General features: G+C 49.0%; 20 protein-coding genes and 2 rRNA genes. 9 read left to right on the forward strand and 13 right to left on the reverse strand.

Annotated features, from left to right (window positions below; translation table 11 throughout):
• A 23S ribosomal RNA gene (locus tag CG67_RS15135) occupies positions 1–265 on the forward strand; the annotation flags it as partial.
• Positions 266–495: 230 nt separating this feature from the next.
• Positions 496–611 (forward strand): 5S ribosomal RNA (gene rrf / locus CG67_RS15140).
• Between the two features lie 240 nt (positions 612–851).
• Here rrf and CG67_RS18375 read toward each other — a convergent pair.
• Positions 852–1,019, reverse strand: coding sequence for a hypothetical protein (locus CG67_RS18375; RefSeq protein ID WP_156022687.1), 168 nt, complete (start codon positions 1,017–1,019; stop codon positions 852–854).
• Positions 1,020–1,373: 354 nt separating this feature from the next.
• Here CG67_RS18375 and CG67_RS15145 point away from each other — a divergent pair, with 354 nt between their 5' ends.
• A complete protein-coding gene (locus tag CG67_RS15145; protein WP_025903776.1) occupies positions 1,374–1,928 on the forward strand; it encodes a flavodoxin family protein in 555 nt (184 codons plus the stop codon).
• Between the two features lie 113 nt (positions 1,929–2,041).
• On the opposite strand, the gene CG67_RS15150 is transcribed toward CG67_RS15145, so the two are convergent.
• Entirely contained in the window at positions 2,042–3,187 is a 1,146-nt protein-coding gene (locus CG67_RS15150; RefSeq protein ID WP_025903777.1) for a glycerate kinase, read from the reverse strand.
• 958 nt (positions 3,188–4,145) lie between these two features.
• On the opposite strand from CG67_RS15150, the gene CG67_RS15155 reads away from it, so the two are divergent.
• The 5 genes from CG67_RS15155 to CG67_RS15175 all read left to right on the forward strand — a co-directional run bounded on the left by CG67_RS15155 (position 4,146) and on the right by CG67_RS15175 (position 11,352).
• Entirely contained in the window at positions 4,146–5,645 is a 1,500-nt protein-coding gene (locus CG67_RS15155; RefSeq protein ID WP_025903778.1) for an OmpA family protein, read from the forward strand.
• Positions 5,646–5,666: 21 nt separating this feature from the next.
• Positions 5,667–7,346 (forward strand): hypothetical protein, encoded by a 1,680-nt coding sequence (locus CG67_RS15160; protein WP_025903779.1) that lies wholly within the window; start codon positions 5,667–5,669, stop codon positions 7,344–7,346.
• On the forward strand, positions 7,346–8,182 hold the full coding sequence (locus tag CG67_RS15165) for a hypothetical protein (protein WP_025903780.1): 837 nt from the start codon (positions 7,346–7,348) through the stop codon (positions 8,180–8,182). Before CG67_RS15160 ends, CG67_RS15165 begins: the two co-directional genes overlap by 1 nt.
• Positions 8,183–9,171: 989 nt before the next feature.
• Positions 9,172–9,948, forward strand: coding sequence for a histidine phosphatase family protein (locus tag CG67_RS15170; protein ID WP_025903781.1), 777 nt, complete (start codon positions 9,172–9,174; stop codon positions 9,946–9,948).
• A 66-nt stretch (positions 9,949–10,014) separates the two neighbouring features.
• Entirely contained in the window at positions 10,015–11,352 is a 1,338-nt protein-coding gene (locus CG67_RS15175; protein WP_038024896.1) for an OprD family outer membrane porin, read from the forward strand.
• A gap of 550 nt (positions 11,353–11,902) precedes the next feature.
• Here the strand turns inward: CG67_RS15175 and ggt are convergent.
• The gene (gene ggt, locus CG67_RS15180) at positions 11,903–13,624 is read right to left on the reverse strand and encodes a gamma-glutamyltransferase (protein WP_051170759.1); all 1,722 of its coding nucleotides are present in this window, start codon (positions 13,622–13,624) and stop codon (positions 11,903–11,905) included.
• An 840-nt stretch (positions 13,625–14,464) separates the two neighbouring features.
• Here ggt and CG67_RS15185 point away from each other — a divergent pair.
• Positions 14,465–16,093 carry an ABC transporter substrate-binding protein gene (locus CG67_RS15185; protein WP_025903784.1) on the forward strand — a complete coding sequence of 543 codons (1,629 nt, stop codon included), beginning with the start codon at positions 14,465–14,467 and terminating at the stop codon, positions 16,091–16,093.
• 123 nt (positions 16,094–16,216) lie between these two features.
• Here CG67_RS15185 and fis read toward each other — a convergent pair whose 3' ends face one another.
• The 10 genes from fis to msrP all read right to left on the reverse strand — a co-directional run bounded on the left by fis (position 16,217) and on the right by msrP (position 24,625).
• Positions 16,217–16,513 (reverse strand): DNA-binding transcriptional regulator Fis, encoded by a 297-nt coding sequence (gene fis / locus CG67_RS15190; protein WP_000462905.1) that lies wholly within the window; start codon positions 16,511–16,513, stop codon positions 16,217–16,219.
• Positions 16,514–16,537: 24 nt separating this feature from the next.
• Positions 16,538–17,503: a tRNA dihydrouridine synthase DusB gene (dusB, locus tag CG67_RS15195; RefSeq protein WP_038010645.1), complete on the reverse strand. Its 966-nt coding sequence runs from the start codon at positions 17,501–17,503 to the stop codon at positions 16,538–16,540.
• A 323-nt stretch (positions 17,504–17,826) separates the two neighbouring features.
• Complete coding sequence (prmA, locus tag CG67_RS15200) at positions 17,827–18,708, reverse strand: 50S ribosomal protein L11 methyltransferase (RefSeq protein ID WP_025903786.1); 882 nt, start codon at positions 18,706–18,708, stop codon at positions 17,827–17,829.
• A gap of 11 nt (positions 18,709–18,719) precedes the next feature.
• A complete protein-coding gene (gene panF / locus CG67_RS15205; RefSeq protein WP_025903787.1) occupies positions 18,720–20,177 on the reverse strand; it encodes a sodium/pantothenate symporter in 1,458 nt (485 codons plus the stop codon).
• Positions 20,167–20,409 carry a YhdT family protein gene (locus tag CG67_RS15210; protein WP_025903788.1) on the reverse strand — a complete coding sequence of 81 codons (243 nt, stop codon included), beginning with the start codon at positions 20,407–20,409 and terminating at the stop codon, positions 20,167–20,169. Before CG67_RS15210 ends, panF begins: the two co-directional genes overlap by 11 nt.
• 73 nt (positions 20,410–20,482) lie before the next feature.
• Positions 20,483–21,832 (reverse strand): acetyl-CoA carboxylase biotin carboxylase subunit, encoded by a 1,350-nt coding sequence (gene accC, locus CG67_RS15215; RefSeq protein ID WP_025903789.1) that lies wholly within the window; start codon positions 21,830–21,832, stop codon positions 20,483–20,485.
• Between the two features lie 10 nt (positions 21,833–21,842).
• Positions 21,843–22,304: an acetyl-CoA carboxylase biotin carboxyl carrier protein gene (gene accB / locus CG67_RS15220; RefSeq protein ID WP_025903790.1), complete on the reverse strand. Its 462-nt coding sequence runs from the start codon at positions 22,302–22,304 to the stop codon at positions 21,843–21,845.
• A gap of 21 nt (positions 22,305–22,325) precedes the next feature.
• A complete protein-coding gene (gene aroQ / locus CG67_RS15225; protein WP_025903791.1) occupies positions 22,326–22,778 on the reverse strand; it encodes a type II 3-dehydroquinate dehydratase in 453 nt (150 codons plus the stop codon).
• Between the two features lie 228 nt (positions 22,779–23,006).
• Positions 23,007–23,621, reverse strand: a complete 615-nt coding sequence (gene msrQ / locus CG67_RS15230) for a protein-methionine-sulfoxide reductase heme-binding subunit MsrQ (protein ID WP_025903792.1) — start codon at positions 23,619–23,621, stop codon at positions 23,007–23,009.
• Positions 23,621–24,625 (reverse strand): protein-methionine-sulfoxide reductase catalytic subunit MsrP, encoded by a 1,005-nt coding sequence (msrP, locus tag CG67_RS15235; protein ID WP_025903793.1) that lies wholly within the window; start codon positions 24,623–24,625, stop codon positions 23,621–23,623. Before msrP ends, msrQ begins: the two co-directional genes overlap by 1 nt.
• Between the last annotated feature and the right edge of the window lie 192 nt (positions 24,626–24,817).

Consider the following 24,817-nt stretch of genomic DNA (forward strand, 5'->3'; position numbering starts at 1 on the left):
GGGGGGTTGCTCCTAGTACGAGAGGACCGGAGTGAACGCACCACTGGTGTTCGGGTTGTCATGCCAATGGCATTGCCCGGTAGCTAAGTGCGGAAAAGATAAGTGCTGAAAGCATCTAAGCACGAAACTTGCCCCGAGATGAGTTCTCCCTGACTCCTTGAGAGTCCTGAAGGGACGTTGAAGACTACGACGTTGATAGGCCGGATGTGTAAGTGCAGCGATGCATTGAGCTAACCGGTACTAATGACCCGTGAGGCTTAACCTTACAACGCCAGAGGCGTTTTGCGAGAGACGCAAAGAATTTTCAGTGAAGTTCCGGATTGCTAATTTAACAATTTAGTTGTGTTCTGCGGACATATGTCCGAAGGATTTTACGCTGAGACAAGGCGGCAACTGCGTGATGAGAGGGAGCATACATAAGTATGTGACTGAACAGCACAAAGGCAGCCAACGCAGTATCAGTGAAAAAGACACAGGACACGGCACCAGAATTTGCCTGGCGGCAAGAGCGCGGTGGTCCCACCTGACCCCATGCCGAACTCAGAAGTGAAACGCCGTAGCGCCGATGGTAGTGTGGGGTCTCCCCATGCGAGAGTAGGGAACTGCCAGGCATCCAATAAAACAGACAGGCCATCCTCACGGATGGCCTTTTTGTTATGGAATTTTTATCACATTGTTTATTAAGCATGTCTGCGGGCACCGGGGAAAACCCCGGCGGCGGCATGAAAAGGCAGAGGCCGCCCTGAGGGGCGGCCTTTTTGCATTCCGGGGGGGACTTTTTCAAGGTTCATCGCCCGGGCAGATAGCCCAGGGCTTCACAAAGTCTCAGGGCTTTCTCCGGACTCTCGCGATTAATGCATATTAGAGTTCGGGACACTCTGCCACTGACAATTCACGATTTTTCCGCTGGCGGAACAATCTCCGGTATGTACCACTTTGGTTTCCTGCGGTTTCTCTTTTTTAGATGCACAGGCTGTCAGTAACATAACACTGAGCAATAACAGACCGAATAAACGCACTTTATAATCTCTCCGTATTTATCTTTGAATATAGTAAACCACTTAGTATTTAATGTCCTGTCCGGACGACGCATGATCCCCGATGCTCCGGCTCAATAGCTGGCACAACCTCAGACCCGGAAGACGAGCAACGGTAAAACGCCGCCTGGCAGACAGGGCTTGCTTCCCGGGCCTGCCGGCTTACCACGATTTATCCGTTATCTGACGGATCTCTCTGAGTTTAACTGTTATTCTTATCAGACAGAATTTTCGGTTCTTGCCAGTGTGTCAGTTATAGAAAAAACACGCGACGCACTTCCGCGAATTATTAATCCGCCTGTAAATGCTGGCGGCTCATTGAACAGAGAGGTCGATATGTCTGGTATCTATGTAGTGTATTTTTCAGGATATGGCCATACTCAGCGGGTTGCGGAATATGTCGCTGAGGGTGCGCAAGCGAGCCTGATCGCTATCGATAACAACGGTGAAATTACAGAGCAGGACTGGGAGCGACTCAATAGTGCTGAAGGCATTATTTTTGGCGCGCCTACGTACATGGGGAATGTTCCCTGGCAGTTTAAAAAGTTTGCTGATGCCAGTTCAAAAGTCTGGTTCTCTCGTCTGTGGCACAATAAAGTCTTCGGTGGATTTACCAACAGCGCAAGTCTGAACGGGGATAAACAGAACACCCTGATCTTTTTCCAGACACTGGCCGCACAACATGGCGGGATCTGGGTGAGCCTGGGGATCTTACCGTCAAATACTACCGCGGCTACCCGTGACGATCTGAATAACCTGGGGGGATCCGCAGGCCCGCTGGTACAGTCTCCGTCAGATGCCGGAGCTGATCGGATCCCTGCCGGTGATTTAGCGACGGCACGTCAGTATGGCGTTCGTGTAGCCGAAATTACAGCACGTCTGAAATCATGATCTGACGGCCTGCAGGATAGCATGTAAGCTGAAGGACCGTGATGTCCGTCGGCTAAGATATGCTCTCTGACCCTACCCCGGAAGCTCTCCGGGGTTATCTGCAACGACGGGTATTATTGCGCAGCGAGCTTGATCAGCCGGCCGACATTTTCGCAGGTTTGGGTGATATTCACCGCACCCTTGCGGAGCAGATGGGGCAGGCTATCAGCCTGCGGAACAATACTGAATATTGCGCCGATACCTTGCTGATAAAGCGCCTCAGTGCCCTCACCAATACTTCCGGTGATCGCTATCACCGGGATCCCCGCCGCTTTTGCTGCTTTGGCAACGCCAAAGGGCGTTTTCCCGAACGCTGTCTGATGATCAATTCTGCCTTCACCCGTGAAACAGTAATCAGCACCGATCAGTTTCTGGTCTAGCTGAGAATATTGCAGAACAATGTCGATGCCTGGCCGAAGCGTGCATCCGGTAAACGCCAGCAGTCCTGCCCCCAGACCGCCAGCCGCGCCGGATCCGGGAATGTCAGCAACATCTTTTCCAAGCTGCCGGGAGATAACACTGGCGTAATGTCTCAGACTTTCATCAAGCCGGGTGACCATCTCCGGGGTGGCCCCTTTTTGAGGACCAAAAATGGCGGATGCCCCGGATCCCCCGCAAAGCGGATTAGTCACATCACAGGCTATCTGAATATTGACGGCTGCCAGCCGGGGATCCAGGCCTGAAATATCGATCCTCTTTAAGCGGGAGAGTACACCGCCGCCTTCAGGCAGAAGAGTATCCTGAGCATCATAGAAGCAGACACCCAATGCTCTTGCCATACCGGCACCACCATCATTTGTCGCGCTGCCGCCGATACCGAGTATGATTTCGCTGACGCCTTTATCAAGGCAGGCACGGATCAGTTCACCTGTGCCGTAGGTGGTGGCCGAAACCGGAGACCGGTTTTCACGACGGGTATGCTGAATACCGCTTGCTGAGGCCATTTCAATGATTGCGGTGCGGCCATTGCCGGTGATCCCGAAACAGGCTTCTACCGGCGTTCCCAGCGGACCGGTGACGATCAATGGATGGAGTGTCCCGCCGGTCGCATCAATCAGGGATTGCGTGGTACCTTCGCCCCCGTCAGCCATCGGAACATGAATAAAGGTGGCATCAGGGAAAACAGCCTTCAGCCCGCTTTCCATCGCAATGCAGACTTCTTTTGCCGTCAGACTTTCTTTGAAGGAGTCCGGGGCTAAAACAAAGGTTTTTGATTTCATTTTATTCCCATTTTTTCAGCGCAGGCAGCCATCAGACTTACTCTATCCTGCGGAACATAGACATCCAGCCAGTAAACGAATAATAAGGTATCCATAACAGCTGTAATCTCAATAAACGGTTAGTATCCCTTTCAGAGAGGCGTACGGCTTTAGTTCCTTTTGAGTTTATATTCCATTTCACAGGAATACCTTACAGAAGAGAGCGTCTTATTTTTATTACTCACGGTTCCGCAAAGTAAATAAAAGATGTTATCTGACGCAGGCAGGATGTGAATGTGGTTAGCATAATCGTATTTTCACCTGAGACATTCTGTACTGCACATCATATGTCATTCATACACATGAAGTTATTATGTAATTAACTATATGAAATAATTGGTTATTGTTTTGGTTTATGGGGGGGGGATCCTCGTAGCGCAGTACCTGATCTGACCTGCCCGCGAAGCGAGCGATTACGATACCCTGAAGCGCCGATGACTACGGGGTCGACAACCCTGACATTCATAGTCAGATAACCAGCAGTTAAAACATGGCTATGGTAAAAGATTTTCATGTAATGAATAACGAATAACATCAATCTAATTGATAAATTACTAAAACATAATCTATGCATACCTGATGCTATGAGGTCATCTGTATTTATAAAAGTAATCTTCCTATTCATGAATGTATCGTAATGATATCTCAATTGATTGATTTTAATAAGTATTTAAATTTGTCGTACTGCCCGACTCCCGAAAGTATAAAAAGATGTCAGAGCATTTCAGCCCTTTTCTTTATTATCTTAAAGTTAATGTTAATTTCAATTTGAGTGGATGTATCGCAAGGTGCTATGCTCATCCCCTGGTTTTATTGATTAGCAATTCTTCTTATTTCTTGTCGGGTAAGGCTCACTCCGGCCGACAAAAATTTATCAATAACGGGAGAATACTCATGTGTAAGTATTCGGGGACCAGGCATGAAAATCACGGAAATCACAGCAGTCATTTTATCGGCAAGCCTTCTAAGTAGTTGTGCCAATACACAGGATCAGTTAAATGAGACCGGGGCGAATTATGGTGTCGAAATTCTCTGTGGCGTTGGGGCGGTCAGCGGTGCGATTGTCGGAAATCTGATAGGCAGAAAGCTCGGTAATGCAGCAGCAGGCACAGCAGTTGGTTTAGCGTTAGGTACCGGAGGCGGTTGTTACGCAGGGAATATCTGGCAGACTCGCTCTAAAGCCCTATTGGCTGCAGCGAGAAAAGCTAATATTCAGATGACAACTGAGCCGGCGTTATCACAAACGTCATCCACGGATAAGCAGGCTTCAGGACTTGTTGCTCAGGTTAACGACGAGGGGATGTTTGCCAGTAGTTCCGCAAAATTAACGCCTACTGGTCGGGAGAAGATGCAAAGTCTCATCAATGTGTATACAGAGACTAAAACTAATCAGCACTACTACCTCGTGGTCGGACATACAGATTCAACAGGAGATGCTGAATTTAATAAGACATTGTCAGAGCAAAGAGCTAAAAGTGTTGCTTCATTATTGCGTATATCCGGTATCCGGGACAGTCATATCTATTATCAGGGGGCAGGGTCATCACGCCCTATTGCTACTAACCAGACATCCGAAGGTCGGGCCAGGAATCGTCGGGTGGAGATTAGCGAACTGAGTGATGAAAAAGCCTTATCGCTTCGTGTAGCTCAGGAACAGGACAATAGCCGGTATATTATCTATAGCAGCAGAACGAACTTAACTGTGGATAATAACCCAACAGTTAATGACCCGTCGACTGATACATTGGCGAAAAAACCACGGTTGAATGAATATCATCGTAAGACAGAAATAGCGCTGAAAACAGCTCAACGCTCTGAACCGAAAACAGGAATAACATCACATTCCACATCGGTTGCAACGGTTGATTTCAATGGCCGCCCCGCTGATTCGGTGGAGAGTGTGGTAGCACAAGTCCGGACTGAACATTCATTTTCCTGGTTTCCGACTGCACACGCGGCTGAAAATACGTTTATGAGTTGTGCTGCTGACAGTATCAGAATAAGCGGGCAGGTGAAGAGCCTGGCTACGGGGGCTGATTTTACTGCTTATCATAGCTATGACTATCTGCCAGGCTATGGTGGCATGTCATGGGCAAATGTAGTGAATCATAATCTGGTGGTGTTATCGCCTGTGGCTATACTGCGTGATAACGCTCAGGTTGCCAGAAACCCAACGATATCTATAGTGACAAACTTTACCGGTATCCGTAAAGAACCTTCAGTGATTATTCCGGCAATCGCGCAAACCTATACGGGTAAAGATGAAATTATCTATCGGGTCTATCCTAAGCAAAAAGGGAGTGCAGTGACCTGTATGGATATTGTATTTAGTGCTCAACATGGAAAAGCTATCAATGGGCAGATTTTTTACCCTAAGTCTTCTGCAACCTATGTCGCTGATTATCTGCCCACAAATTAAATAGAATGAGATATATATAATATGAATAATTTTTCACTGTCAGGACTGACGAACCAGATTATTGAACACTGGCAGATCTTCTCGGGTATTATTATTTTGTTCATTATAATAGGAACCGCCTTTAAAAAATGGGATGACATTCGTTATGCCTGTATGCGGGCCTGGCATGTCTTTCCGTTGATAGGGACGGTAGCGAAAGCTTCACGACAATATTCAGGAAATTCGTCGTTAGTACATGATTCAAACTGGCTGGATGTTGAAATGAACATTGCCGATTTATACTATAGCGAGTATGCATCGGTAAATCAGAATGTCACTTACTATAATCAATGTAAAGATTATCTCTCCAAAGTCCTGGAATCAGGGCGTAAAAAATCACCTTTTTGGGTATTACCTCTCGTTATTATATTAATGGTCATGGAGGCTATTGGCTTTGCTTATGTTCTGGGGCCATTCATGGCTCCGCATATCTCCGCGAATAATCTGCAGGTCGTTGTATGGTCACTGGCACTGATATTGTCACTGATTTCTGCGACTATCGCTCACCATGCAGGTAAGGCGCAACATTATAATTCTTTATTGCGCAGAGCTAAGACCTGGTTCAGACAAAGTAAATCAGATCAAAATTTGAATGAAGTCAGCCAGATTCAGATCGTCCACACTTACCGGGATAATGAACAGCCGCGATATAATCAGATAGCCGCACGGCTTGTCATCGATGATGGCTGTAAAGAGCACACCCGGCCAGTGATTGGGTTTTATGCCTGGATAGTTATTATCGCGGTCTCTGCTTTTGTCGTACGTGATTACACACTACAGATGGTTGAGTCCGAACAAGCGGTTAACAGTATTCAAAGCAGTTCAGATGTGAGTAGTCCATGGGGTAATGTCCTGCCCGCACAAGCGGCTCAAAATGATCAGCAGGCACGTCAACAGGCTGAAAATGATATACAGCATTCGAAGCATGACGCTTCGCTGGTGACCTTTATTATTCTTTCTGTCATTTATATTGGTGTTCAGTTTTTTGCATTTTTCCTGGGCCGGAATTTAGGTTTTGCTGGCGTTCACTCGGAAGAGGCATGGCTCCGCACTCATCGTTTTCCTAATGCTCAGGCTATGCGTTCATGGATGGAACGTCGAAAGCGCGCTATCAGTATGCATGCTGACCATAAACTGAGTATGTTACGTCGTAATTTAATGAATAAAACGACAACCAGCGCAGCAGAAAGGGAATTATTAAAAGATTCTGTTAATCGTGATTTTGACAGTTATATCAAGAAAAAGGAGGAGGTATTAGCCCTGGAGCGTGAAAAGAGCCGTCTGAATGAACTGGCAGAATACCAAAGTTATGAGCAGCTGGAGACGAATATTTCTCAGCATGCACGGACGACTATGAATACCGGTTCCCCTGCCATCGGGCAATTTTCTCACGTTAAAGCAGAGGATATTCATTCCCCGGCAGAAAGTAACGACTCCCCGGATAAAACGTCTGTGACCATGCAGAGAGATTCTGCAGCGATGATGCCTCTCGATTATCCGGATATTACCAATGTTGAAGAGAAAGAACTGATGCTATTGGTAAATATTTATCCTCAATTTGCACAGCTCACTGAGCAACAGATCATGGGTATCTGGTCTACTCAGCGGCTGGCGAAAAAATGTGGAAGATTTGGATCTGAGATGCCGACGGGGAGTGAATAATGAAAAAAAAGCTACCCGGATTGCTAGCTGCTCTGTCCCTGTGTTGCCCGCTGATTGTGAATGCGGCTATGGGGCCAGAGGGAGGAGATTGTTACTCGCGTTCTCATACGGAACAGTGGCGTGCACCTGCCAGTGGGAGACAATTGATAGTTATCATTGATCAGACGGTAGTCTTACCCGATGCATTGCAACACTCCGTATGGAATGAGGTGGCTAATTTTATTCAGCCAGGTGACGATGTAAAACTATATACCTTTTCTGCCGTGGTCCCCGGACAGTATATGCGTTTAGCCGCAGATACTTATCTGGATGCACCGCCTTCAGCTTCTGTCCGTGGAGATATTCCGATGGATAATCTTAATGATCTGGATAGCTGTCTGAATCAGCAAAAATCACAGTTTACGATGCAATGGGGAAGACAGCTTGTTTTGGCTATGCAGGAATCCCGTGCCGATATCCCGAAAAGTGAGATATTGCATTCGCTGAAAAGTATAGGGCAGGATCTCCAGGCTTCACCGGCTAAGCACCGCATTATTTTACTGGTCAGTGATATGCTTGAAAATAGTGATTCGGCTTCTTTTTATCACCATAATCAGATTCGTCAGCTAAATGTGAAAAATATATTGGCCAATGTACGTCATCAGCAATTGGTGGCTGATTTACAGGGGGCAAATATTTATGTCTTAGGCGCCGGATTATTAAGCCCGTCAGATAGTCATTACATCAGTGGAAAAACCCTGGATAGTCTTGAAAATTTCTGGGGACAATGGTTCTCTCTGTCTAATGGTCGTTTAGTGGCATTCGGAACACCAGCACTGAATCAGGCGTTGCAATAAGTTAAAGCGTAGTCAGCTATAGGACACGAAAAGCTCTTCCTTTACGGGAAGAGCTTTTTAAGTATTCGCTGTCCCGGCCCATGACAGGTGACCCGTTTCTCTGGCCACAAGATGACTTTCCGCTTAGTCTTATTATTTGCAGTATGCTGCTCTGCATCGTTGCCACAGAATACCCGAAAATTAAACCGGAAAGAGGTTTTACACCGCACCTCCTGGTGCCAGATGAACTGGCGGAGGCCAATGAGGTCGCTTAAACAATCTTCCAGACTCAGAGTACAAAGCAGAACCCCTTACCAGAGTGAGTCCTTGCTGGCCTTTCAGGGCACGCAGAACGAACCTGGCCAGTGCAGGATCCTACGGGACAGGACCCTGCAGTAACCCTGCCAACCGGGATATAACTCCGCCACTGAGTTTATCAATATGTCTAAACGTATCCATAGATAAACAGCAGTTCACTGGTGAACATAATCCTACAGCAGGGACAGGACTACGGATGAAACAGATGTGAGGATGACCCGTCCGGATCATAATGCAGGAGTAATGATGGTGTTACGGGCTGGTAGTTTTACTCAAAAGGTTCACCCGGTACCATAGAGAAGTAACATCGGTGACGCCCCCTCCGGTGACAGACAAGGTCTATCCGGCACTCACGAATCGCACACTGAAAGCACAGTCATTGAAGCCGCAAGAATATGATTATTGCGAAGAGTTAAATCATCTGCTTTCAGGGAATAAGATTAATACTTTATTTTCAAAAATTCATTAATCGCTAACGTTTTTCAGCCAGCTAAAGATAATTTTATCTTTCTGTGTTTTATTGCACTTTTCATAATGGCAGGTTTTTATTTTTGACTTTACTCACAGACTGTGAAGATGGAAATACATATCTGGATTTTTTTTGTTTATATTTTCAAAGGAAGATATTGTGATGTTTATATAGGAAGCTGTAAGCAGGATGACTCCTCCATTATTACTTAAAAGGAATTATAATGAGCAGATATCTGTTGTTTGTTGTTCTCATGTTCAATGCGCTGCCCGGTATTGCCTCTTCGGAGAGTCATTCCGATGAAATCACGCTCTATTTCGCCCGTCACGGTGAAACCCTGCTGAATACGTTAGACCATGTTCAGGGATGGGCGGACTCGCCTCTGACGGAGGAAGGGCAGCGTATCGCACGCTATCTGGGTGCAGGGCTGAAAGATATCCCTTTTGATAGCGTCTATTCCGGGGATAGCGGACGTCAGCGTAGTACGCTTGAAATTATCCTGCAGACGTCCGGGAAAACCCGACTGACACCGACGGAATTACCGGGATTACGTGAGTCGTTTTTCGGCAGTTATGAAGGGTTACGTAACGAAGAAATGAGGGATGCCAGTGCGCGGGTTCTGTGCTTACGGGATAGTCAGGCATTGATGCAGGAAATGGCAAAGGAAAATCTGTCGATTAAACAACTGCAGAATGCCATCGCTGCGGCAGATCCTCAGGGGCTGGCAGAAAATTATCAGCAGGTGAAGGCCCGAACCCACGACGCAGTAAAACGTATTATTTCTGCAGGTATGGAAAAGCATGAGAAAAACATTCTTATTGTGACCTCGGGGATGACCATAATGAATTTAGTTTATGAACTGACGAATAAACCATTAGCAATAAAGCCTCTCGCAAATGCTGCTGTGGTGAAAATTAATTATAAAAACGGGGAATATCGTGTTATCGAACCCGGTACTCTGAAATATGTTGAGGCGGGGAAAAAATCCCTGGAAGATTGAGTCTCTGACTAACGGAATTCTATATCGGTAGTAAAAAGGATAATGCCCCTTTCAGGGAGAAGAGATATGGATATCAGGTATGGACTGCTGGTGGTTATTTTCCCACTGGGTGCACAGGCAACGGACATTGCTTTACGGCCTGAAGGCGAGGGCGGGGGAATGTTATCCCCCGTATCCTCTTTTTTTAAACAATCAGATATTGATATTTCATTAAAGAACTACTGGAAAGCACTTAATGAAGAGGAAAGCGGGGAGAAAAGGATCCACAACGCCTGGGGGCAGGGAGCCATGGTTGCCTTTCACTCAGGAGATATTGCGGGGATATTCGGTGTTGATGCCACCTGGAATTACGTGATCAAACTCGGTGCCACAGATTATTTTAATTCCCGTGGCGTGCTTTATAATTCAGGCCAGGGAAATAAAAGAAGTAATGCTTCGGGGTATCATAAATTTGGTCAGCGCAATCTCAGATTACAATACACTCAGGACGATCGCAGTGTTAAAGCACGATGGGGATGGCTGTCTCTGAAAGATATCGGTGTCATCTCGGATTCTTCCCGACTGTCAGTGACGACCTATTCCGGCGGGTATAGCCGCCTGGCCTACGGCAAGCTTTCACTGCAAGGTGCAAGAGTTACGAAATCGATGAGCCGCAGCTCGCCGGATAGTGGACATTTTCTGACCAACGACAAGAAAACGATCAATGCATTGAGTAGTCTGGATCTCCGCTGGGCAAATCAGATGTCAGATTTCAGATACGCCTGGGGGGAAAGCAGTGATTATCTCTCTCGTCATATTTTTCAGGCCAGCGTCAAGCCCACCCCGACGCTGACCCTGAATAGCCAGCTCTACCTCACCAGGGCATTAAGCCATTACCGGGAAATGCCGGAGCAACAGAAAGACTTTGATCACCGGGCCCGACATTTCACGATCGAAGCCCGTTCCACTACACCGTTCTGGCAGCTCCGCTGGGCAGCCAGCTATACCCGGGCCGCTAAAAAGTCAGGGGTAGGGACTTATCCTTTCCATATGAGTAAGAATTCACGGGGAACGTTCAACGGAATGGCGAAAGCAGGTAATGATTACAACAGGGATCGGGAAGCGGTACTCTCCGGTCTGGTGGGATACCAGTTAACGCCGGCATTGACCGCAGGCATTACCGGCAGTATTGCCCGTTTTAGCTATCAATCTGTGCCGGTGGTGACCGGAGAAATTAATGCATTTACCCGCTGGATTGTGCATCAGCCATCGTCAAAGGTACTGTCGTTGTCAGCCATGGTAGGGCCGGGCTGGTCATATCAAACCCTGAACGGGAAAACACCGAAACTGGCAGACGGGCGCCCTATACGGGCGAAGAGTTTCGCCTCTGAGTTTATCCTGGAATATAAGTTTAAAGGATTGTGATATTCAGTCACTGAGGCAAGCCCGTGTGGGCCGTACCTTTAATAACCGGAGTCTATCTGCGCGGGTATTTTTCGGGCTACCCGGATGGCGACAGAAAGCCTATTTATAAAGGCGGAGGTTCTGTTCGTGTCCGTTACCGGTATTAAGGGGCTTTCCGGCAGGGTGTGCGATACCCGGGTGCTCGTAAAAGTGGGTTATGTCAGGTGAGGGATCTGTCATCACGATAGCCAGCAGATCACGTAGATCCGATCCATTGTATTATTGGTAATACATTAACGGATCTGCATGGCTCAGGAGAGGTAAAGTAAATAAACGCTATTCCTGTCTCCGGAACTAATTGTTCTGCCTGCCTTTTCGCTTCTATCCCTTTACCGGCAGGGCCCTGAAGCGTTTTACGGAGAGATTTTACCGGGGTTCTATGCAACAGGCCCGAAAGGGCAGCCGCGGTGACGATCCATTAAAAAGGGAAACCCGGGATAACGGGTTTCCCTTTCAGGAGCATCTTCAGGCATTGTGCCGAAAAGCCATTTAACAAATGATAATTACCGGATCAGTAACCGCGTGCAGATCCTGCCGGACGGCGTACGTCGTTAGCACCGTACAGATAACCTTCCCTGACTTTGCCGGAAACGGCCCCGTCATTACCGGAGCTGGAAGCCGATGTAACGCCGGCAGCACCCGGCAGTCCGACCATAATCAGTTCTGCCGCACCCCATGGGGTCTGTTCAACCATCTTATAGCCCATATTTTTCAGGATATTTAAGGTATCCGGAGACAACCCACCTTTTTCATAATAAACCACATCCGGCATCCATTGCTGGTGGATACGGGGTGCGTTCACGGCTTCCTGGGGCTCCATTCCGAAGTCAATAATATTCAGCGCGGTTTCCAGGGTGATCGTAATGATCCTGGAGCCACCGGGAGATCCCAGCACTAAGAAGATCTTGCCATCTTTGGTGACCAGCGTCGGGCTCATGGAAGATAGCGGGCGTTTACCTGGTGCAATACTGTTTGCAGTTCCCTGTACCAGACCGTACAGGTTCTTAGCCCCGACTTTTGTGGTGAAGTCATCCATCTCATCGTTCATCAGTACGCCGGTACCCGGAGCCATAACAACGGCACCAAACCGGCCGTTAATGGTATAGGTTGTGGATACGGCATTACCTTCACTATCGACGATAGAGTAGTGGGTTGTTTCCGGTTTTTCACCGCTCACAATGCCCGGTTTTACCTGATCGGAAGGGGTCGCTTTATCTGCCTGAATTTTGCTACGCAGGGTGGCAGCATATTTTTTATCCAGTAATTGATCGACCGGATTATGCACAAATGCCGGATCCCCCAGGTAGGTATTACGGTCGGCATAGCTTAAGCGCATAGCTTCTGCCAGCGTGTGGACCATCGCCGCAGAACCAAAGCCCATCGATTTCAGGTCAAACCCTTCAAGGATGTTCAGTGTTTCACAGAGTGTAACCCCGCCGGAGCTTGGAGGAGGCGCAGAGACAAAGGTATAGCCACGGTAGGTGCAGGTCAGCGGGGCCATTTCAGTAATGTGATAGGCAGAAAAGTCGGCCGCATTAATTACACCGCCCCCTTTTGCAGAAGCCTTCGCGACGGCTGCCGGGAAAGCCCCTTTGTAAAATGCTGACGGACCTTCGCGGGAGATCCGTTCTAGTGTGTTGGCAAGGTCAGTCTGTCGCAGTCTGTCACCTGGCTGTAAGGGAGTCCCGTCAGGGCGCAGGAAGATTTTTGCAACTGCCGGATCCTGTCTGAAACGGGCGACAGTCGTATCCAGAATATCGGTATCCGCACGTGTCAGAATATAGCCTTCCCGCGCCAGCTTGATCGCCGGAGCCATATCCTGTGCACGGCTGAGTTTACCGTATTCTTTACGCGCAGTTTCCATTCCCATGACAGTCCCGGGAACCCCGGAGGCTTTCCAGCCATAGAGGCTTGCGCCCGGGATCAGATTGCCGTCGGCGGCAAGATACATATTTGCGCTGGCTCCGGCCGGTGCCATTTCACGAAAATTAATGAACGTATCCTTACCGTTGGCCAGATGGATAGTCATAAAACCCCCACCGCCAATATTACCGCAGCAGGGATTAACGACCGCTTCGGCATAACCGACAGCGACGGCGGCATCAATAGCATTTCCGCCTTGCCTGAGGATATTAACCCCGACCTGCGTTGCAAGATCCTGGGAGGTGACGACCATCCCGTGCTTTGCTTCAACAGCCGGCGCGGATGCCGCTATCGCAAAGTGCGAGCCCATCGTACAGCCGAGTACGAATGCTGAGAACGTGACTTTCCTTAACATAGAAATATCTCACTTTAATTATGATTATCATTCCTTATCAACATAACCTGCTGTCACACTGAAGTCAGTATCGGGGATAAATCCGTATGAAAAACAGAAGATTAAATAAGTACAGACTGAGATACATCGAATAATCCGCTGGAATATTCTGCAGGGATTAATGAGTAGTTTGTCAGAATGACTGACCGGATAAAATGCATTTTGCAGTGGATCTTCCGGATTTATTATTATTACCCGGAGCTATCTGTCATATATTTATTTTATTATAGCGGGAGTATCTGGTTGCTGATATTTGTATTATATCCGTCAGGCTACTGTCTGTTTGCCATGGCTTTTTTTACAAAGGCATAGACAACAGAGACATGGGGTTTTGATAAAAAGGATCCATCAGTGACAGGCTTTATCGGTAATCATCGCGGCAACTTATAGCCGAAAATATCAGCAACTTTCAGTCATTATTTTATTCTGTGTGAATAAGAAGAATAAAAAATAACGGTTATCGCACTCCGGTATAACTGCCTTTCATGCATCCGGAACAGCGCCAGTGCTGCTGCTTTCTTTGAAAATAAGAAAAAAGTATTTAAGTCAGCGAGAGGGTATTTCTGGCTACATGATACTATCGTTATGTTTCCTTTTTTCAGGAATAACGCGGGTCTGCGGCCGGTCGGGTGTGGGATAAGTGAAAGCCGGGCCACGGCTTCTGCGGGCATTGTGCTTTTACTGGCTCTTTAACTTACGGGTTAATCTGTGATATTGATTATTAATAAAATAAAAAACTCACAGAGGTATTCATTGATGCAAGGAAAAACACTACACACCCGCCGTACCCGTCTCTCTCTTTTATTCGCCGGGCTTTGTTTTTCTTCCGTTGCCTTTTCGGCGGTGGTTCCTGCCGGTACGCAACTGGCGGCCACGCAAAACCTGGTACGGGGAAATGGTGCCGAGCCGGCAACTCTTGACCCGGATAAGGTCGAAGACAACAGTTCGATGGCAGTGATTAACGACCTGTTTGAAGGTCTGGTTCGTGTAGAAAACAATGGTCATATTATCCCGGCACTGGCCGATTCCTGGCAAACCTCGGATCATAAAACCTGGACGTTCCATATCCGTTCCGGAGCCACCTGGTCAGACGGCTCTCCGATCACGGCTCAGGACGTTGTGTATAGCTGGCGCCGGTTATCGGATCCTAAAACAGCCTCGCCTTATGCCTCTTTCACCGCGAATGCGCATATCTTAAATGCACAGGCGGTCATTGACGGAAAAATGCCGACCGATAAGCTGGGTGTATATGCGCCGGACAGCTCAACGGTAAAAGTCGTGCTCGATCAGCCGGTGTCTTACTTCCTGCAATTTGTTGCGCACCCGTCTTTGTTCCCGGTCAGCGAAAAAGATGTCAAAACCTACGGTGACTCCTGGACGCAGCCTGGCCATATGATCAGCAGCAGTGCGTATCAGTTAAGCGACTGGATTGTTAACGAGAAAATCACGCTGAAGCGTAATCCACGCTACTGGGATAATGCCCATACAGTGATAAATCAGGTAACCTTCTTACCTATCAGTGACGGCAGTGCAGAACTGAACCGCTATCTGGCCGGTGAAATTGATATTACCTCGACGATCCCGGCGATTGAATTTGCACGGATGAAGAAAGAAAGGCCTAAAGAAGTCTTTGTCGCACCGGAACTGAGTGTCTTCTACTTTGATATCAACAGTGCACGTGCGCCGTTCAATGACGTCCGTGTCCGTCAGGCCCTGAATCTGGCCCTGAATAAAGATATTATCAGTAAAAAAGTGTTAGGGATGGGAGAGACGCCAGCCTGGACCGTGGCTCCGTTGTCGATGGGAGGCGTGACTATTACCCCGCCGGTCTGGGCGCACTGGACACAGGCTGAGCGTATCACGAAAGCCCGCGAACTGCTGAAAGAGGCCGGCTATTCTGACTCTCATCCGCTGAGCTTTACTCTGCTGTATAACAACGGGGCTGATAACCAGCGAATTGCCATCGCGGCCGCCTCTATGTGGAAAAGTGCACTGGGTGTGAAAGCCTCGCTGCAGAACCAGGAATGGAAATCGATGCTGGATACCATGCATCAGGGTCAATATCAGCTGGTTCGTTACAGCTGGGGGGCGGATTACAATGAGTATTCGACCTTCCTGAATACCTTCCGCAGCGGAGATACCAATAATACCGGTAACTTCAGCAATAAGGATTATGATAATGAAATTGCTGCGGCGCAGTCGGCACAGACTCCGGCAGAAACCGCGGCGCATTACCAGAAAGCGATAGATATTGCGGCAAATGAAGCCCCGGCTATCCCTATCTACTACCTCACTCAGGATTATATGGTCAGTTCCAAAGTGGGTGGGTTTGCTCCGTCAGCCCTGGCTTTCTACCAGACCAAAGATCTTTATCTGAAAAAATAACCCCGAAAGGGCGAAGCTCCGCCGCACTGGCGGGGCCGCATTGTCCGCCAACAGACGGACATAAAAAAGGCACTGTCCTCGTCAGGATAGTGCCTTTCTTTTCAAACCGTCAGGGATGAAGGATTAGTTCATACCGTATTTTTTCAGTTTCTTACGCAGGGTGCCGCGGTTAATACCCATCATCAGTGCTGCGCGGGTCTGGTTACCACGGGTGTACTGCATCACCATGTCCAACAGAGGCTGTTCAACTTCAGCCAGTACCAGCTCATACAGGTCATTAACATCCTGACCATTTAACTGAGCAAAATAGTTCTTCAGTGCCTGTTTAACCGAGTCACGAAGTGGTTTTTGAGTTACCTGATCCTGTGAATTCACGGTAGAAACGGTCAGTACGTCAGAATTTACGCGTTGTTCGAACATAGTTCTTTCAGCTCTTTTTTTCGTTTACGCAAGATTTTCGAAGTATGCCTCCAACGCCTCCAGCTGTTCACTGGCATCCTCTATGGCGTTGAATGTGCGCCGAAACTGGTCATCAGGGGCATTTTCCTGCAAATACCAGGAAACGTGTTTTCGGGCAATACGGTATCCCTTGCCGTGACCATAAAAGTCGTGCAGCTCCCGTATATGTCCAATCAGCATTTGCTTCACCTCTGCGAGTGGCTTTGGTGCAAGCAGCTCCCCTGTGTCCAGATAATGCTGGATTTCCCGGAAGATCCACGGTCTTCCCTGAGCCGCCCGGCCAATCATCAGAGCATCAGCTCCGGTGTAGTCCAGTACGGCCCTGGCTTTATGCGGGTCAGTAATGTCTCCATTCGCGATAACCGGAATGGACACGTTCTGCTTAACTGTCCGAATGCTGTCGTATTCTGCGTTCCCGTTAAACAGACATGCGCGAGTACGTCCGTGAATAGTTAACGCCTGAATACCACAACGCTCAGCCAATTGGGCGATTTCTATACAATTGCGATTTTCGGTATCCCATCCGGTACGGATCTTTAAGGTGACCGGAACATCCACTTCATTCACCACTGCCCGCAGGATGGACTCTACCAGCGATGGATACTGAAGCAATGCAGAACCAGCCATCTTTCGGTTCACTTTCTTTGCAGGACAACCCATATTGATATCAATGACCTGAGCACCGGAGTCTGCGTTTATCCGCGCTGCCGCTGCCATTTCATCCGGGTCGCCACCGGCTATTTGTACTGAGCGGATACCTGGCTCATCACAGTGCACCATACGCAATCTGGATTTGTCACTGGCCCAGACTTCCGGGTTCGATGACATCATCTCAGAAACTGTCATTCCTGCACCGTTTTCGAAACAAAGCGTACGAAATGGTCTGTCGGTAATACCTGCCATTGGCGCAGCAATCAATCGGTTTCGGAGCTGGTATGGTCCAATGCGCATGGGAAAGAGATGACCTTATATGTTCGCAAGGCGGCGTATATTACGCATTTTTTTGTGAAGATGAAAGGCCAAACTTTGAACAATATACCGCCATTGATTAAGGGAAAAGATATTCACCCTATGAAATTATTTACTTATTCATTTATATCAATAGCTTAGGATTAAACTGCCGTCAGGATTTTGAAAAACTTTCTTTCTTTTCCCCGCTTGTACCGGATAAAAAACAGCTCACAGAAGAATTTACAGCATATCTGCACTATAAAATGTGCCGCAGAAGTCTTTCTGTGAGCCATGTTACCGCTGACTCTCAGGGGAAAACCCCTTTATTTACGCTGTCCCGTGATACGACACCATTCTTCTTTTTCCGCTACCGGGTCCAGCACAAAATTCTGCGCGTAGGCGTCGCACACATCGTCTGCCTGGCTGGCCAGAATACCGGACAGCGCCAGTTTACCGCCGGCGGCGGGTAATACGCTGATCAGTGGTGCGAGCTCACGTAACGGGCCGGCCAGAATATTGGCAACCACCACATCCGCGCTCAGGTTTTCAGGCTGTTGCTCCGGAAGATAGAGGTCGAGACGCTCTGAAACCCCGTTACGTTCCGCGTTGTCCCGGCTGGCCTGAATCGCCTGAGGATCAATATCGATACCGATAGCATGGGCTGCACCCAGTTTCAGGGCTGCGATGGCCAGGATCCCGGAACCACACCCGAAATCGATCACCGTTTTGCCGTTCAGATCCTGTCCGTCCAGCCAGTTCAGGCACAGGGATGTGGTCGGATGTGTGCCGGTACCAAATGCCAGACCCGGGTCCAGCATCACATTGACGGCATCAGGTTCCGGAACTTCGCGCCAGCTCGGGCAAATCCATAACCGCTTCCCGAAACACATCGGGTGGAAGTTATCCATCCACTCGCGTTCCCAGTCTTTGTCTTCGATTTGTTCGACTTTGTGGTGAAACCCCGCCCCGAGTAATGGGTGGTGTTCCAGAACACCGATAACCTGCTGCATCTCTGTTTCAGCATCGAACAAGCCAATCACATCGGTATCACCCCACAAGCGGGTTTCACCGGGCAGGGGCTCATACACCGGGTTGTCATGGGTGTCCTGAAAAGTGACTGAAACAGCGCCGTTCTCAATCAGCGCATCACTGATTGCTTCAGCATTGGCACCTGAGGTATTAATTTTGATTTGTATCCAAGGCATAGCGTATCTCTTTATTGCTTCACCGCCGGGGATATGTCCCGGGGTGTTGGTTTACCCAGCCGGTTACCCATCAGAAACGCGGCCAGACTCAGTAACAGGGCAGGAACTATCGGATGGAAGTTCCAGCATGGAATTTTCAGACTTACCAGCAAGGTATAACTGATCGCGCCGGACAGCATACTGCTTACCGCACCGGTGGCATTGGCCGATTTCCAGTATAACCCCAGCACCAGCGGCCAGAGGAAAACGGTTTCCAGCGCGCCAAAGGCCAGCAGATTCATCCAGATAATCATCGCCGGTGGGTGCCATGCGGTAATAATCAGCAGGATGCCCAGAGCCAGTGTCAGCCAGGTGGATAAACGGCGAAGATGGACTTCATTTTCTGCACGTTCCGGGAAGATCCGCAGATAGAGATCTTTAATCAGTGTGGCCGATGCCTGAAGTAAGTGAGCATTCACATTCGACATTATCGCTGACATCGGTGCGGCAAGGAAGATACCGGCAGCGAAAGGGGGCAGCACTTTCATCATCAGCGTCGGGATCACCAGATCAGGGACTGACAAATCCGGGATAATCGCGCGGCCTAGCGCACCGGCAAGATGCATTCCCAGCATCAGCAGAGTCATCACCAATGTGCCGAGCAGTATCCCCCGATGAACCGCCTTACTGTCACGGTACGAAATACAACGCACTGCCGTATTAGGCAGTCCCAGTACGCCAAAACAGACCAGCACAGTGAATGAAATCAGCAGATGTACAGTAATAATATTACCTGCACCTTCAGGCTCTATCAGCTGTGGATTAATGGCTTTCAGTGTGGCTACCGCATGGGCTGGCCCGCCTGCGGCATGAAGCACCGCGAACAGTAACAGGAACGTCCCGGCCAGCATCACCAGTCCCTGCATGGCATCATTCAGCACGCTGGCCCGGAAGCCCCCCAGCGCAGTATAGAGCGCAATGATACCGCCAAAGATCAGCAAACCGCGGGTGTAGGGGATCCCCGCAACGCTTTCCAGCAGCCGGGCACCGCCGATAAACTGTACCGCCATCACTGCTATAAACGCCAGTAACAGCGCCAGACTGGCAATCCATACCACCAGAGAGCTTTTGAAGCGGGCGTACAGAATGTCATTCAGGGTCACGGCATTATACCGGCGTGCCAGAATGGCAAACTTCTTACCCAGCACCCCTAATGAAAGCCAGACGGTAGGCACCTGTACCATGGCCAGAAAAACCCACCCCAGGCCATATTTATAGGCGGCTCCCGGGCCACCGACAAAAGAGCTGGCACTGACATACGCGGTGGTCAGGGTCATGGCTAACAGAAATCCACCCAGCGTTCTTCCGCCGAGAAAATATTCGTTCAGAAACGCGCCTTTCGCCCTTTTTTGCTGATACATGGCAAACAGGGAGATCGCCGCCACAAGCAGCAGATACCCCAGTAAAGGAAGCATAATTTTACTGTTCACCCTGATCCTCCAATGGGATATCACGGAAAATAAAGCGGATCATTAAGGCGCACAGAAACAGGAAAAATAACGGCGCAAAAAGGCAGGATAATTCGAACCAGCGGGGAAAGCCGAAAATGCCCGGTGTTGTTCCCCCCGTCCAGGCACTGACTGACCAGACAATCAGCCAGCTAATCGCAAGAAGCAATGACCAGCGGGCTTCCTTATGCGCTTGTTTGAAACGAGAGTCCATCGTTAACCTCAACGGAAAGACAAAAATAATAAAGGCCGGAAAATCCGGCCTTGGCAGTGACTCAGAAAAGAAATTACTTTTCCTGAAGCCCCAGTTTTTTCTCCAGATAGTGGATATTGGTTCCACCTTCACGGAAATGTTCGTCAGCCATGATCTTCAGCTGCAGTTCGACGTTAGTTTTAATACCATCGACGATCAGCTCAGCTAAGGCATTGGTCATACGGGAAATCGCGACGTCGCGGGTTTCACCGTAAGTGATCAGTTTACCTATCATGGAGTCATAGTAAGGCGGTACGGTATAGCCGGAATAGATATGCGATTCCCAACGTACGCCAAAACCACCCGGTGCGTGGAAGCGGGTAATTTTGCCCGGACTTGGCAGGAAGGTATTCGGATCTTCTGCGTTGATACGGCATTCTACCGCATGACCACGAATGACCACGTCTTCCTGGCGGATAGACAGTGGCAGACCGGCGGCAATACGCAACTGCTCTTTGATCAGGTCGACACCGGTGATCATTTCAGTCACCGGATGTTCTACCTGAATACGGGTGTTCATCTCAATAAAGTAGAACTCACCGTTTTCAAACAGGAACTCAAACGTACCGGCACCACGGTAACCGATATCAATACATGCCTGAGTACAACGGGTTCCGATGAAGCTACGTAGTTCCGGAGTAATTCCCGGTGCCGGGGCTTCTTCAACAACCTTCTGGTGACGGCGCTGCATTGAACAGTCACGCTCAGCCAGATAAATTGCCTGACCCTGACCATCGGCTAATACCTGAATCTCGATATGACGCGGATTTTCCAGATATTTTTCCATATAGACCATATCGTTATTGAAAGCTGCTTTCGCTTCCGCACGGGTCATATTAATGGACTGTTCCAGGTCTTTTTCGCCACGGACAACACGCATACCACGTCCGCCACCGCCGCCGGAGGCTTTAACGATAATCGGGTAACCGATACGTCTGGCGATTTCGCGGTTTTTGTTCATGTCATCACCGAGTGATCCATCGGATCCCGGGACGCAAGGAACACCGGCTTTCTTCATCGCGTTGATCGCGGAAACTTTATCGCCCATCAGACGAATTGTTTCGGCTTTCGGACCGATAAAGATAAAGCCGGAACGTTCAACCTGTTCTGCGAAGTCAGCATTCTCAGACAAAAAGCCATAGCCCGGGTGGATAGCATCCGCACCGGTGATTTCTGCGGCTGAAATCAGCGCAGGAATATTCAGATAGCTTTTAACTGAAGGTGCTGGTCCGATGCATACGGTTTCGTCTGCCAGCAGGACATGTTTCAGGTCACGATCTGCAGTGGAATGTACCGCAACGGTTTTGATGCCCAGTTCTTTACAGGCACGCAAAATACGCAGCGCAATTTCCCCACGGTTAGCAATAACAATTTTTTCCAGCATGGTTGCCTCGTTATTCGATGACGACCAATGGCTCGTCAAATTCAACAGGTTGGCCGTTTTCTACCAGGATAGCTTTCACAACACCTGACTTGTCAGCTTCAATCTGGTTCATCATTTTCATTGCTTCGACGATGCACAGAGTTTCACCTGCAGTCACCTTCTGGCCGACTTCAATAAAAGGTTTAGCATCAGGGCTTGGTGTGCGGTAGAAGGTTCCGACCATCGGTGAACGAACGATATGTCCGCTCACTTCTGTGCTGGCAGCGGCTGCAGGTTCAGCGGCCGGAGCAGGTGCGGCAGCGACCGGAGCAGGTGCAACAGGGGCAGCATACGCCTGCTGCATGACCGGATAACCCATGTTGGCAGGTGAACGACTGATGCGAACGGATTCTTCACCTTCTGAAATTTCAAGTTCAGCGATGCCGGATTCTTCAACAAGTTCGATCAGTTTTTTAATTTTACGAATATCCATGAGTGTGGTTCCGTACTCTGTTTAATTTGAATTTGACAGGCGTTTAACTGCCGTTTGTAAAGCCCAGTGATAGCCGTCGGTACCTAATCCGCAGATGACACCGGCAGCAATATCGGAGAGATAGGAATGATGGCGGAAAGGTTCACGAGCATGCACATTAGACAGGTGCACTTCGATAAAAGGAATACTGACCGCCAGCAAGGCATCCCGCAGGGCTACGCTGGTGTGCGTAAATGCGGCAGGATTAATAATGATGTAATCCACATTGCCTTTTGCCTCATGAATGCGGTCAATCAGCTGATATTCCGCATTCGATTGCAGGTGGCTCAGTTTCACATTCAGTTTCCCGGCCTGATGGGTTAACTCACTGACGATATCCGGCAATGTCGTATGACCATAGGTCTCCGGCTCCCGGGTGCCCAGCAAGTTAAGGTTCGGACCATTGAGAAGCAAAATATGAAAGTTATCTGCCATCGTGTGGCTATCTCCTGCAAAAATAAAGGCAACGCGTAAAATACTCTCCCTGTTTGCATTTGTCACCCATTCTGGCAAAAAAGAGGCGTTCAGGGAGTAAGAATTTTTCGGTTATATCGCTTTCGTGGCAATTCGCCGCATATTAGTCGTTTTATCCGCGAAGTTTATCAATTCTTAGTCCGCGGCACTTTTTAACAGAAATTGAGGTAATAAGCCAACCTGATAAACTTATAAATCGGCTTGATGCCACAATTTTTTCAGGCGAAGTGCACACAATATTACGGCGAAAGCCAGCCAGAGAAAGGGTTGCAGGGAGTAAGCTTTTACCGACCATAAGTAATGGACGGGGATCAATATCGCCAGCAGATAGATGCTGTTATGCAGTTTTTGCCAGCGCTGACCTGCGCGTCTTTGCACGCGTCGGAAAGAGGTTATCGCCAGCAGGAAAAGTAGCACCCAGCTGATCATACCCAATGTCAGATAGGGCCGTCGGACGATTTCCTGTCCCAGTAAAGACAGATTACCCACCCCCAGCTCCAGAAAATAATAACTCAGCAGGTGTAAGGTGGCCCAGGTGAAACACCATATTCCCAGCAGCCGGCGGCATCGTAGTAACGGAGGAAAGCGTAACCCTTTTGCCAGCGGGCTCACCAGCAAGGTTGCCATCAGTAACTTTAGCCCGACGAGGCCGGTAAAATGTTGTATATCTTTGGCCGGGTCGGCACTGAACCCGCCGCTACGGACCGAAAAAACCAGATAGACAAACGGCGTAAAGGCGGCCAGATGCAGCAGACATTTCAGCAGGATAACCGGTACCGCTCCGGAATTTCCGCGGACGGCCATTAAAAATATCTCCGTAAATCCATCCCCTTATACATCGAAGCGACCTGCTCCCCGTAACCGTTAAACATCAGTGTGGGCTGCCGGGTCACATCGAACAACCCGCCGGGGCCGATAAATCGTTCAGTCGCCTGTGACCAGCGAGGATGATCCACATGCGGGTTCACATTGGCATAAAAACCATATTCGTCCGGGGCCATCAGATTCCAGGTTGAAGGAGGCTGTTCCCGGGTCAGGCTGATTTTTACAATGGATTTAATCCCTTTGAAGCCATATTTCCACGGCACGATCAGGCGCAAGGGGGCACCATTTTGCGGCGGTAATGTTTTGCCATAGACTCCGGTCGTCATCAGCGTCAGAGGGTTCATCGCTTCATCAAGACGCAGCCCCTCGACATAAGGGTACTGTAGTCCGGCACTGTTCAGCCCGTCCTGCTGTCCGGGCATTTGCTGTGGGTCATACAGAGTCTGAAAGGCAACATAGCGTGCGTTACTGGTAGGGGCCGCCATCTTCAGCAATGATGCCAGACTAAATCCTATCCACGGCACCACCATTGACCACGCCTCGACACAACGCATGCGATAGATACGCTGTTCCATCGGGAATTTTTTGAAAATATCGTCCATATCCAGCGTCATCGGGTGCTCAACCTCGCCGTCAATCGTGATATTCCAGGGCGAGGTTTTAAACTGCCGGGCATTAGCGGCAGGATCGGCTTTATCCATCCCGAACTCATAAAAATTATTATAACCGGTGACTTTCTGTTCCGGGGTCAGGGTTAACTGTGCCTGCCACATGGCCGGGGACGTAAAATCGATCGGCCGGGGAGGTGAGGCCAGCGGAGGTTCGGAAGACGAACCTCCAAACCAGTCAGCAATACCGGCATTGGCGGTCACAGGGAGAGACAAGGCAGCACTACTGATCCCCAGCAGCTTAAGCAGTTTCCGGCGTGAACAGAAGAATACCTGCTCCGGAGTTACGTCTGATTCTTTAAACGGTTTATTCATGTTCAGGGCCCTTCCGGGTGGCATCGGTGCGGGGTTACAGGGTGGCCAGCTTTCTGCCGACAGAGTACCAAGTATAGCCAGCGATTTTTCTGCGCGGGGAAGGCGGGAACGTAAAGAAATGTGTTTGCCATGAGTTATCACTGCAGAGAGGAAAGGCTTGTGTTATTTTCGCTCAACGGTCAGCGGGATGCT

Source organism: Tatumella sp. UCD-D_suzukii, assembly GCF_000611875.2.
Taxonomy (GTDB): domain Bacteria; phylum Pseudomonadota; class Gammaproteobacteria; order Enterobacterales; family Enterobacteriaceae; genus Tatumella; species Tatumella ptyseos.

What these genes read in the sequence shown, in the direction of transcription:
- prmA (WP_025903786.1), bottom strand. Translation starts at nt 18,708, where the DNA reads ATGCCTTGGATACAAATCAAAATTAATACCTCAGGTGCCAATGCTGAA.
- CG67_RS15145 (WP_025903776.1), top strand. Translation starts at nt 1,374, where the DNA reads ATGTCTGGTATCTATGTAGTGTATTTTTCAGGATATGGCCATACTCAG.
- ggt (WP_051170759.1), bottom strand. Translation starts at nt 13,624, where the DNA reads ATGGGCTCGCACTTTGCGATAGCGGCATCCGCGCCGGCTGTTGAAGCA.
- CG67_RS15185 (WP_025903784.1), top strand. Translation starts at nt 14,465, where the DNA reads ATGCAAGGAAAAACACTACACACCCGCCGTACCCGTCTCTCTCTTTTA.
- CG67_RS15160 (WP_025903779.1), top strand. Translation starts at nt 5,667, where the DNA reads ATGAATAATTTTTCACTGTCAGGACTGACGAACCAGATTATTGAACAC.
- CG67_RS15170 (WP_025903781.1), top strand. Translation starts at nt 9,172, where the DNA reads ATGAGCAGATATCTGTTGTTTGTTGTTCTCATGTTCAATGCGCTGCCC.
- msrQ (WP_025903792.1), bottom strand. Translation starts at nt 23,621, where the DNA reads ATGGCCGTCCGCGGAAATTCCGGAGCGGTACCGGTTATCCTGCTGAAA.
- accC (WP_025903789.1), bottom strand. Translation starts at nt 21,832, where the DNA reads ATGCTGGAAAAAATTGTTATTGCTAACCGTGGGGAAATTGCGCTGCGT.
- accB (WP_025903790.1), bottom strand. Translation starts at nt 22,304, where the DNA reads ATGGATATTCGTAAAATTAAAAAACTGATCGAACTTGTTGAAGAATCC.
- aroQ (WP_025903791.1), bottom strand. Translation starts at nt 22,778, where the DNA reads ATGGCAGATAACTTTCATATTTTGCTTCTCAATGGTCCGAACCTTAAC.
- CG67_RS15150 (WP_025903777.1), bottom strand. Translation starts at nt 3,187, where the DNA reads ATGAAATCAAAAACCTTTGTTTTAGCCCCGGACTCCTTCAAAGAAAGT.
- CG67_RS15175 (WP_038024896.1), top strand. Translation starts at nt 10,015, where the DNA reads ATGGATATCAGGTATGGACTGCTGGTGGTTATTTTCCCACTGGGTGCA.
- msrP (WP_025903793.1), bottom strand. Translation starts at nt 24,625, where the DNA reads ATGAATAAACCGTTTAAAGAATCAGACGTAACTCCGGAGCAGGTATTC.
- dusB (WP_038010645.1), bottom strand. Translation starts at nt 17,503, where the DNA reads ATGCGCATTGGACCATACCAGCTCCGAAACCGATTGATTGCTGCGCCA.
- CG67_RS15155 (WP_025903778.1), top strand. Translation starts at nt 4,146, where the DNA reads ATGAAAATCACGGAAATCACAGCAGTCATTTTATCGGCAAGCCTTCTA.
- CG67_RS15165 (WP_025903780.1), top strand. Translation starts at nt 7,346, where the DNA reads ATGAAAAAAAAGCTACCCGGATTGCTAGCTGCTCTGTCCCTGTGTTGC.
- CG67_RS15210 (WP_025903788.1), bottom strand. Translation starts at nt 20,409, where the DNA reads ATGGACTCTCGTTTCAAACAAGCGCATAAGGAAGCCCGCTGGTCATTG.
- fis (WP_000462905.1), bottom strand. Translation starts at nt 16,513, where the DNA reads ATGTTCGAACAACGCGTAAATTCTGACGTACTGACCGTTTCTACCGTG.